Source organism: Marinobacter sp., from assembly GCF_041686475.1.
Classification (GTDB): Bacteria; Pseudomonadota; Gammaproteobacteria; order Pseudomonadales; family Oleiphilaceae; genus Marinobacter.
The window spans coordinates 1-8,637 of sequence record NZ_JAWLDU010000052.1 but is presented as its reverse complement, the minus strand read 5'-3'; the positions used below and the strand labels follow the sequence as shown (position 1 = coordinate 8,637).

General features: G+C 58.0%; 10 protein-coding genes and 1 pseudogene. 2 read left to right on the top strand and 9 right to left on the bottom strand.

The genetic code is table 11. The annotated features are described in order from the left end of the window. From ACESMB_RS11795 to ACESMB_RS11780, 4 genes are all read right to left on the bottom strand, one after another. Positions 1-578, bottom strand: a 578-nt coding sequence (locus ACESMB_RS11795; protein ID WP_372971613.1) for a transglutaminase N-terminal domain-containing protein, incomplete at its 3' end; no start/stop codon positions are given. Beyond that, positions 575-1,513 carry an alpha-E domain-containing protein gene (locus ACESMB_RS11790; RefSeq protein ID WP_372926501.1) on the bottom strand — a complete coding sequence of 313 codons (939 nt, stop codon included), beginning with the start codon at positions 1,511-1,513 and terminating at the stop codon, positions 575-577. The genes ACESMB_RS11790 and ACESMB_RS11795, both read right to left, overlap by 4 nt. Beyond that, on the bottom strand, positions 1,507-2,940 hold the full coding sequence (locus tag ACESMB_RS11785; protein WP_372971612.1) for a circularly permuted type 2 ATP-grasp protein: 1,434 nt from the start codon (positions 2,938-2,940) through the stop codon (positions 1,507-1,509). Before ACESMB_RS11785 ends, ACESMB_RS11790 begins: the two co-directional genes overlap by 7 nt. A 305-nt stretch (positions 2,941-3,245) precedes the next feature. Then, positions 3,246-3,671 (bottom strand): YkvA family protein, encoded by a 426-nt coding sequence (locus ACESMB_RS11780; protein WP_372926499.1) that lies wholly within the window; start codon positions 3,669-3,671, stop codon positions 3,246-3,248. A gap of 107 nt (positions 3,672-3,778) precedes the next feature. On the opposite strand from ACESMB_RS11780, the gene ACESMB_RS11775 reads away from it, so the two are divergent. Beyond that, positions 3,779-4,534 carry a fructosamine kinase family protein gene (locus ACESMB_RS11775; RefSeq protein ID WP_372971611.1) on the top strand — a complete coding sequence of 252 codons (756 nt, stop codon included), beginning with the start codon at positions 3,779-3,781 and terminating at the stop codon, positions 4,532-4,534. A gap of 1 nt (position 4,535) precedes the next feature. Here ACESMB_RS11775 and ACESMB_RS11770 read toward each other — a convergent pair whose 3' ends face one another. The 5 genes and pseudogenes from ACESMB_RS11770 to ACESMB_RS11750 all read right to left on the bottom strand — a co-directional run bounded on the left by ACESMB_RS11770 (position 4,536) and on the right by ACESMB_RS11750 (position 7,570). Further along, on the bottom strand, positions 4,536-4,790 hold the full coding sequence (locus ACESMB_RS11770) for a TIGR03643 family protein (protein ID WP_372926497.1): 255 nt from the start codon (positions 4,788-4,790) through the stop codon (positions 4,536-4,538). Then, positions 4,784-5,263, bottom strand: coding sequence for a DUF6231 family protein (locus tag ACESMB_RS11765; protein ID WP_372971610.1), 480 nt, complete (start codon positions 5,261-5,263; stop codon positions 4,784-4,786). The genes ACESMB_RS11770 and ACESMB_RS11765 overlap by 7 nt, the downstream gene beginning before the upstream one ends. 34 nt (positions 5,264-5,297) lie before the next feature. Next, positions 5,298-6,620 (bottom strand): DASH family cryptochrome, encoded by a 1,323-nt coding sequence (locus ACESMB_RS11760; RefSeq protein WP_372971609.1) that lies wholly within the window; start codon positions 6,618-6,620, stop codon positions 5,298-5,300. Between the two features lie 69 nt (positions 6,621-6,689). Then, positions 6,690-6,878 (bottom strand): annotated as a pseudogene (locus ACESMB_RS11755) (alkene reductase); the annotation flags it as partial. A 104-nt stretch (positions 6,879-6,982) separates the two neighbouring features. Further along, positions 6,983-7,570 carry a TetR/AcrR family transcriptional regulator gene (locus ACESMB_RS11750; RefSeq protein WP_372971608.1) on the bottom strand — a complete coding sequence of 196 codons (588 nt, stop codon included), beginning with the start codon at positions 7,568-7,570 and terminating at the stop codon, positions 6,983-6,985. Between the two features lie 90 nt (positions 7,571-7,660). Between ACESMB_RS11750 and ACESMB_RS11745 the strand changes: the two genes are divergently transcribed. Beyond that, on the top strand, positions 7,661-8,637 hold a 977-nt coding region (locus ACESMB_RS11745; RefSeq protein ID WP_372971607.1), incomplete at its 3' end, for an S-(hydroxymethyl)glutathione dehydrogenase/class III alcohol dehydrogenase.

Below are 8,637 nucleotides of genomic sequence, written 5' to 3'. Positions count from 1 at the left end.
GCCAGGTGATCGTCGCTGAAGGTATGGATATAACCGCTGACGTACCGAACCGGAACCCCGATGTGGCGGCAACAGGAAATGAAAACATGGGTATGGTCCTGGCACACGCCGGCTTTCTGTTTGAAGGCTTCGGCGGCGGTGTGGGTAACGGTGGTGACGCCGGGGAGGAACTGAATATGTTCCAGAATCCGGTTCATCATCTTCACCAGGCTGCGCTTGTTGGGGGAGAACTGGCTGGCGAATGCCTTGATGGCCTTGTCGGCTTCCGTCAGCGGAGTGTGGCGCAGGAACACTTCCGGTGGAAATGGCGAGTCATCCCGGGTCAGCGGTTTGCCGGTCAGGTCCACCACACCCTCGGCGGTCAAGGTGATTTTGGAGACGGTCTTGTCCATGGTCATCACCGTGACCTGGTTGCCGAAGCCGTCAATCATCTGGCTGGTGTCGCCCGGAGTGCTCAGGTGCCATTCCAGGATGCGCTGTTGCGGTGTGTTGCGTGGGGTCAGGCGCAGGTACTGGATGCTGTTGTGCATCGGCGCATCGTAGGTGTAGGTCGTGTCATGGAGGATATTCAGTTTCATTGTTTCCACCCCATGTAGTCTTTCTGGATCTGGCCGGAGATGCGCTGTATGCGTTCCAGAAAATCGGTCAGATATTCGTGCAGCCCACGCTCTTCAATGTATTCCCGGTCGCCGTAGTGAATATTGGCGTACAGGCTGGAGGCCAGGCGCCTGGCGCGGCGGGCATCACCACTCTGGATCTGCTCCAGCAGGCCCGCAATTTCCTGCAGGCACGCCCGCAGCGAGCGCGGTACATCCGGTTTGAGAATCAGCAGTTCCGCCACGTTCATGGGTTCGATGTTATGGCCGTAGGTATGTTGGTAGGCCTCGAAGGCGGCCAGTGAGTGTAGCAGGGCGGTCCACTCGAAGAACGATTGCGTGGGGTGGCCTTCCAGGGATTTGGTGGCCATGTGATGGCGGATATCCAGAACCCTTGCCGTAGTGTCGGCGCGTTCGATAAATGTGCCCAGGCGCAGGAAGTGGAAGGCATCGTTACGCAACAGAGTGCCGTAGGCAGCACCACGGAACACGTGGGAGCGTTCCCGGGTCCAGTCGAACACCCGGCTGGCGTTGGATTCGGAGACGCCCTTGTGGCGCAGCTCCTTCAGCTCCATCCAGGCCAGGTTGATGCTTTCCCACACGTCCGCCGACAGGTTGCCCCGAACGTGCAGGGCGTTGTCCCGGGCACTGCGTATAACGCTGAACACACTGGCGGGATGACGATCATCCAGAACCAGGAAATCGATCAGGTTCTGGGGGGTAATGTCGTTGTAGAGTTCGTCAAACACTTCCCGGGTGCCGGTCACCAGTAACGGAACAGACAGCTGCTCCTCGCGGTCCTCCGGCACGTCGATCAATGCCATGGTCAGGCTGACGTCCAGCAGGCGGGCCTGGGTCTCGGCGCGTTCCAGATAGCGCGCCATCCAGAACAGACTTGATGCGGCGCGGCTCAGCATTGGTCGCCCTCCAGTACCCAGGTGTCCTTGGTGCCGCCCCCCTGGGACGAGTTCACCACCAGCGATCCTTCTTTCAAAGCCACACGTGTCAGGCCGCCGGGCACCATCTGGACCTTCTTGCCGGAGAGTACAAACGGCCGCAGGTCCAGGTGTCGGGGCGCTACGCCTTGCTCCACAAAGGTGGGGCAGGTAGACAGGCTCAGGGTAGGCTGGGCGATGTAGTTATCGGGCCGGGCTTTCAGCAGCGTGCGGAAGTGGTTGAGCTCTTTTTTGCTCGCATTGGGGCCGATCAGCATGCCGTAGCCGCCTGCGCCCTGGGTTTCCTTGACCACCAGTTCCGCCAGGTTGTCCAGCACGTATTGAAGGTCCTTGGGTTTGCGGCACTGCCAGGTGGGCACGTTCTTCAGGATGGGCTCTTCGTTCAGGTAGAAGCGAATCATGTCCGGCACATAGGGATAGATGGATTTGTCATCTGCCACGCCGGTACCCATGGCGTTGGCAAGTACTACGTTGCCACTGCGGTAGGCGGCATAAAGACCGGGTACGCCAAGCATGGAGTCAGGGTTGCCGGCCAGGGGGTCGAGGAAGTCGTCGTCGATCCGCCGGTAAATGACATCCACCTGCTGGGGGCCGACGGTGGTCTTCATGTAGACCCTGTTCTGGCGGATGAACAGGTCGGCGCCCTCCACCAGTTCGATGCCCATCTGACGCGCCAGGAAGGCATGCTCGAAGTAGGCGCTGTTGAATCGCCCTGGGGTGAGCACCACCACCGTGGGGTTGGGCTTCAGGGACGCAGCGCTCAGGGTTTCCCCTAGCAGTGCCGGGTAGTGGTCCACTGGCGCAACCGGCGCCTGGGCAAACAGTTCCGGGAACAGGCGCATCATCATGCGGCGGTTTTCCAGCATGTAGGACACGCCGCTGGGGCAGCGGAGATTGTCTTCCAGCACGTAGAAGTCACCGTCGTTATGGCGGATCAGGTCTATGCCGGCAATGTGGGAATACAGGTTCCGGGGCAGTTTCAGGTTCTGCATGCCGGGCTGGTACTGGGGATTGGCAAACACCTGTTCGGCGTTGATGACCCCGGCACGGATAATGTCGAAATCGTGGTAAATGTCGCACAGGAAACGGTTCAGAGCCTGAACCCGCTGGCGCAATCCGGCTTGCAGTTTCTGCCAGTCAGCGGCGGAAATCACCCTTGGTATCAGGTCGAAGGGAATAAGGCGGTCGGCGCCCTGGTCCTCGCCGTAGACGTTGAACGTGATGCCCAGGCGCTGAAAAAGCACATCCGCTTCGCGACGTTTCTCGGCCAGCAGATCCTCGTCGGACTTGATCAGCCAGTCTTCCAGCATCCGGCAGCTGGGTCGTACCCGGTTATCTTCGTCGAACAGTTCGTCGTAGATACCCTCGGGTGGGGTTTGTATCAGCATAACCATGACCCTCTCCTGAACACGCTCTCCACCGGATGTGAAAAGTCGATATCCAGCCGTTCCCAATGCAAAAGAGACAGCAAAAGCCAGGCCACTCTGGCAGTTGGAGCCGTGTTTGTTGTCAGAGCGGGCTATTCGTCGAATTCTTGATGCATTCCGGGGGTGCATGGATAGCGTATGACCCACACAAGGAGTGGTCCATTTTAATGCAATGTCTGGTAGGTGAGTGGACTTCAGGAGATAAATGCCCCACTGAGGGGCATTCAAACGGACCGGCAGGCTATCAATTGCTCTGACATTGCGCGTTATTGGTAGTCATGCACCGTTGTGGTGTCGTTTTGTTCGGCCCGTTCCTTCCATGCTGCATAACGAAGCAGGTCGGATTCCACGAAAGCGAGGCAGGCGGCCACGACACCGGCATCATCCAGAAAGCCGATTCCCACAAGCAGGTCCGGAATCAGGTCCAGGGGATTCAGCACATAGATAAGGGCACCGGCGATGGCCGCGATGCTTTTCCACGGCACTGCCCGATAGTTCCCCTGCCAATAGTCCCGTAGCATGGAAAACATCAGTCGGATATCGGTGCTGAATCGGCGCAACTTACCGCTGCTTTTGACCTTATCCTCAATGGCTTTCTGGCGGCCAAGCAGATCGGCCACATCATCACGGCGAACCTTGTCGGCTTCGGTGTTCAACTGTTCGTTTGCCTTGCTTTCGCTGAAAGTAGCCATTGGCTATTACCTTTGTCGAAGTATCTTTGCGGTACCATGATCCACCAAGGCTGCGACAAAACCAAGGGGTTTGGGGGTTACTTCCCGGTCATGGTTATACTGTGAATATGGCTGATTACATCAAAATCAATTCCACGTCTTTTCCCGATGCGCTGTTATACGAAGCCAGGGGGCTCGAGTTACTCGCGCAGACGCTGAGAGATGCGGGTGTCAGTGAAGTTCGTGTCCCCCGGGCAAGGTCAGTGTCTGAGCGGGAACTTGTCATGCCCCGCATCAGCCCGGGCCCGGCAAGTGAAGCTGCGATGACGATGCTGGGCGAGGGGCTGGCGCGCATGCACGCCGTTCGTCAGGCCCAATACGGGTTTGATAGCGACAATATGATCGGGTTGTCACCACAGAAGAATCGCCTGACGGACGACTGGGGTGAATTTTTCGTCGAAGACCGCCTGGGTGCTCAGGTCGGGATGATTCGCAATCCGCAGGTCAGGACTGAATTTGCGACGGTTCTCGGGAACAAGGGCGATACCCTGGCGCAGTTGCTGAACGAGCACTGCGAACATCCCAGCCTGCTGCATGGTGACCTCTGGTCCGGCAATGTGCTGTTCGACAACGCGGGCCCCTGGCTGATTGATCCTGCGGTCTATTATGGCGACCGGGAAGCAGACATCGCCATGACGGAACTGTTCGGGGGCTTCTCAACGGCCTTCTACCGTGCCTATGATCAGATTTACCCCAGAACACAGGTCTACAATACCAAACGGGCCATCTATAACCTCTACCACACCCTGAACCACTACAATCTGTTTGGAACGTCCTATCTCGAGCCTTGCAGGCGCAACCTGGGAGTGATCGGCCGCCTGTGACCTACTGACGCTTATACTGGGTCGGGCAATACCCACGCGACACTCCCGCCGGGCGCAGTGCCCGGTGCTTGGTCTTGCGCCCGCTGACCCGTTTTCGCCAGAGCCTGAAGCTGCCGGGCTTCAGCTCCCGTCTCATCAATCCGATAACGTCTTTTTCCTGCAGGCCATACAGGCTTTCAATAGCTTCGAACGGGGTGCGGTCTTCCCAGGCCATCTCAATGATGCGGGAAAGGTCGGATTCGTTGAAGTTCACCACCAGGCCTTGTCCCACATTTCCGGGTTGGCCCAGTTGTCGGGGTTGTTCCAGGCGCGTTTGTGGTTGTAGCTGTCGATGTTGTAGGTGTATAGAGTGAGCGGAATGTCCTCTTCCCCCAGTTCTGCCTGCCGTCGAAAGCCCAGGCCGATGAAGTCGGTAAATGCCCAACCGGGGCTGTCTGCCACGACCACGGCAATCTGGTGCGTGCCGTAGTTGCGGAGCTGGCCCAGCAGGACTTCCCCCTGTTCGTGGCTCAGGTGTTCCAGGGTGTCGGTAACCAGTGCCAGGTCCTGGGTCCGGGGGAGCGGAAAGGCCTCGTTGGGGGAGTTGGCATCCAGCTTTGTCATGGCTGACTCGCTGTGATGCCGGCACCAGTGGCTGCCCACCTCGCTGGCCACGCTGCCGCATACCACAAGCGTGGCGGGCTGGCAGGTATCAATGATTCTGGCAAGGGCTTGCTGGGTTGTGGGCATGGCCAGGGTGTCCTTCCGTTATGGATAGCCAGTATCACACTGGCCAGTCGGCGGCATCAACCAGGTGCAGGCCAACCGGCTGGTCTGCGTTTCCCCGCCAGCGCCGTATGAATTCGCCATCGGGGTCAAACTGCCTTTCCTGCTTTTCCAGGTTGAAGTGACGTGGGCCCTTGGGGTCGGCGCCTACACCCGCCTGATACTGCCAGTTACCGTAATTGCTGGCTACGTCGTAATCAACCAACTGCTCCTCGAACCAGGCAGCACCATAGCGCCAGTCCAGCTCCAGTTCGTTCACCAGGCAACTGGCGACGATCTGCCGGCTGCGGTTGCTTATGTAGCCGGTTTCCCGCAACTGGTTCATGGCCGCATTTACCAGCGGGTATTCCGTACTACCGGCACACCAGGCTTTGAAGCGATGGGGATAGAACGAGGCGGAGCGTTTCTTCTGCTGTACGCCATCACGGCGAAACAGGTCAGAACCATGCTTCAGTGCGTACCAATAGAAATATTCCCGCCACAGCAACTCGAACCACAACCAGTAGGTGGACTCGTTCTTGACGTGCCGGTTTTCATAATCGGTGATGGTGTCGGCCACTTCCCGCGCAGAAAGCGAGCCATTGGCCAGCCAGGGCGATAACCTGGAAGAAGCGTCGGGGTCATCCAGTGCGTTGCGGGTTTCCTTGTAGTGGTCGATGAGGTGGTTGACGAACAGATAGTCGTGCAGATGCTCCAGGCCAGCCGATTCACCGCCGGTGAACCGGACCGGGTGGAGGGGTTCTGGAATTGCCGGGCACTCACCCCGGTTGTCCTCCGGATATCCCGGGGCCGGTGGTAGCGCGGTCAGTGTGCGGATGCGAAGCCGCCCGAAATTGTCTTCGCCGTTCTGCTCCACCAGTTTGCGGAACTGCGAAAAGGTATCCGGCAGATTATCCAACTCCACTGGGAGTGAGCCTTCAGTGAACAGACCAAGGGTCTCGAACTGCTGAAAAACCGTTCCGGGAAGTTTGTCTTTCACCGCTTCCCACTCGCTGGATTCCCGCGTGCCCGGCTGGCGCGACCGTATCACACGCCCGATCTGGTGATTATGCACCAGTTCGGGAATCACCACCTGGGGATCGCCGAAGGCGATGTGCAACCGCTGCCCCAGCGACCGAAGGTTGCGTTCCAGCGCCATCAGGCTTTGCCAGAGAAAGCGCCAGCGATGATCACCCAGGGTTCGGCACTGGAACGGGCCCGGTGCGAACCAGCGTGGATTGACTACGTACACGCACAGCAACATATCGGACTTTGAGGCCGCCAGCAGAGCTGCATTGTCATGCAGCCTCAGATCACGGGTAAACCAGTATAGTGTTTGCAATGCAAGCCCTTGCCTCGTTGGTTGAATACAGGGATACGACTAGCCCGGCAAATCAGTTTTCTGCATCTGTCAGGTGGTCATCTGGAGTTCCTTGAGAGTCGGGTAATCGGTGTAGCCGTGTTCGTCACCGCCATAAAAGGTGCTGTCGTCCCAGTTGTTCAGTTCGGCGTGCTGGCGGAAGCGCTCCGGTAGGTCCGGATTGGCGATAAAGGGGCGGCCAAAAGTTACCAGGTCACAGCGGTCACTGCTGATGCGCACGCCTACCTTATCCTCGCCCCAGACATCAATCACCGTTTCCATAACCATCAAAAATAATTAGACCAGTCTACGAAAAAGTAATGGAAAAAATATCAGCCCAGGACTCAAGTGATGCCGAGACACTGGCGGAAGAAGACCCGTACAAATCGCTCCATGGGTTCCGTGGACTTCAGTACCTTGGCCCGCAGGATGGCACCTTCCCAGCCCGAAAGCAGGAAACTGGCAGCGTCGGCCGGGTTGATGAATTCATCCACATCCCCTGCCAGTCGCGCTTCTTCAATACAGAGTTCAAAGCGTCTTTCCCAGCCCTGGAATACCGTGTCGAGCCGCCGGCGGAAGGTTTCGTTCTGCCCTGCCAGTTCCTGGCCGAGATTGCCGATCAGGCAACCACGTGTGAACTCGCAGTTGGACATGGTCTTCAGACCGCTGTCGAAATAGGCACGAATACGATCCACGCAGGAGCGGCTGGTGTCGTTGAGAATCTGATCCAGTTCGGTGTCGTATTCCTGGGCAAAGGTGTCGATCACAGCCAGCCCGAAATCGTTCTTGCTGCTAAAGTAATGGTAAAAAGAGCCCTTGGGGACACCCGCGGAGGTCAGTACGGCGTTGATACCGGTGGCTCCAAAGCCTTTCTGGCCGATCAGGTCGGCCCCGGTCTGGAGGATGTGATTGCGCGTGTCGTTTGGTGTCATGGTTGTTATATTAGACCGGTCGTCTACAATGCGTCAAACCCGTAAAACCCGAGATATTCAATTCCGAATTTGTTGCCAAGGAGTCTGACAGTGATCAAATCCCGTGCCGCAGTGGCCTTTGCCCCCAACAAGCCGCTTGAAATTGTAGAAGTGGACGTCGCCCCACCCCAGAAAGGAGAGGTGTTGGTGCGTATCGTTGCCACCGGTGTCTGCCATACCGATGCCTACACCCTTTCCGGAGCCGATTCCGAAGGTAACTTCCCGGCTATCCTCGGGCATGAAGGCGGCGGCATCGTCGAAGCCGTTGGCGAGGGCGTGACATCCCTGGAAGTGGGTGACCACGTGATTCCGCTGTATACCGCAGAGTGTGGCAGATGCAAATTCTGCACCTCCGGCAAAACCAACCTGTGTGGCTCTGTGCGTGAAACCCAGGGCAAGGGCGTTATGCCGGACGGTACTTCCCGCTTCTCCTACAAGGGCGAGCCCATCTACCATTACATGGGCTGTTCCACGTTCTCTGAATACACCGTGTTACCAGAAGTTTCCCTGGCGAAAATCCCCAAGGAAGCACCGCTTGAGAAAGTCTGCCTGCTGGGCTGCGGTGTCACCACGGGCATCGGTGCGGTATTGAACACTGCCAAGGTGGAAGAGGGCGCAACCGTGGCCATTTTCGGTCTTGGTGGTATCGGTTTGGCGGCTATAATCGGCGCCACCATGGCCAGCGCCAGCCGCATTATCGCCATCGACATCAACCCCGACAAATTCGACATCGCAAAACAGCTGGGTGCTACAGATGTGGTTAATCCAAAGGATTACGACAAACCCATCCAGGAAGTCATTGTTGAACTGACTGACGGCGGTGTGGACTACTCGTTCGAGTGCATTGGTAATGTGGACGTGATGCGTTCAGCCCTGGAGTGCTGCCACAAAGGATGGGGTGAATCCATCATCATCGGCGTGGCCGGCGCAGGCGAGGAAATCCGCACCCGCCCGTTCCAGCTGGTGACCGGCCGGGTCTGGAAAGGCTCCGCCTTCGGCGGCGTCAAGGGCCGCACGGAACTGCCCGG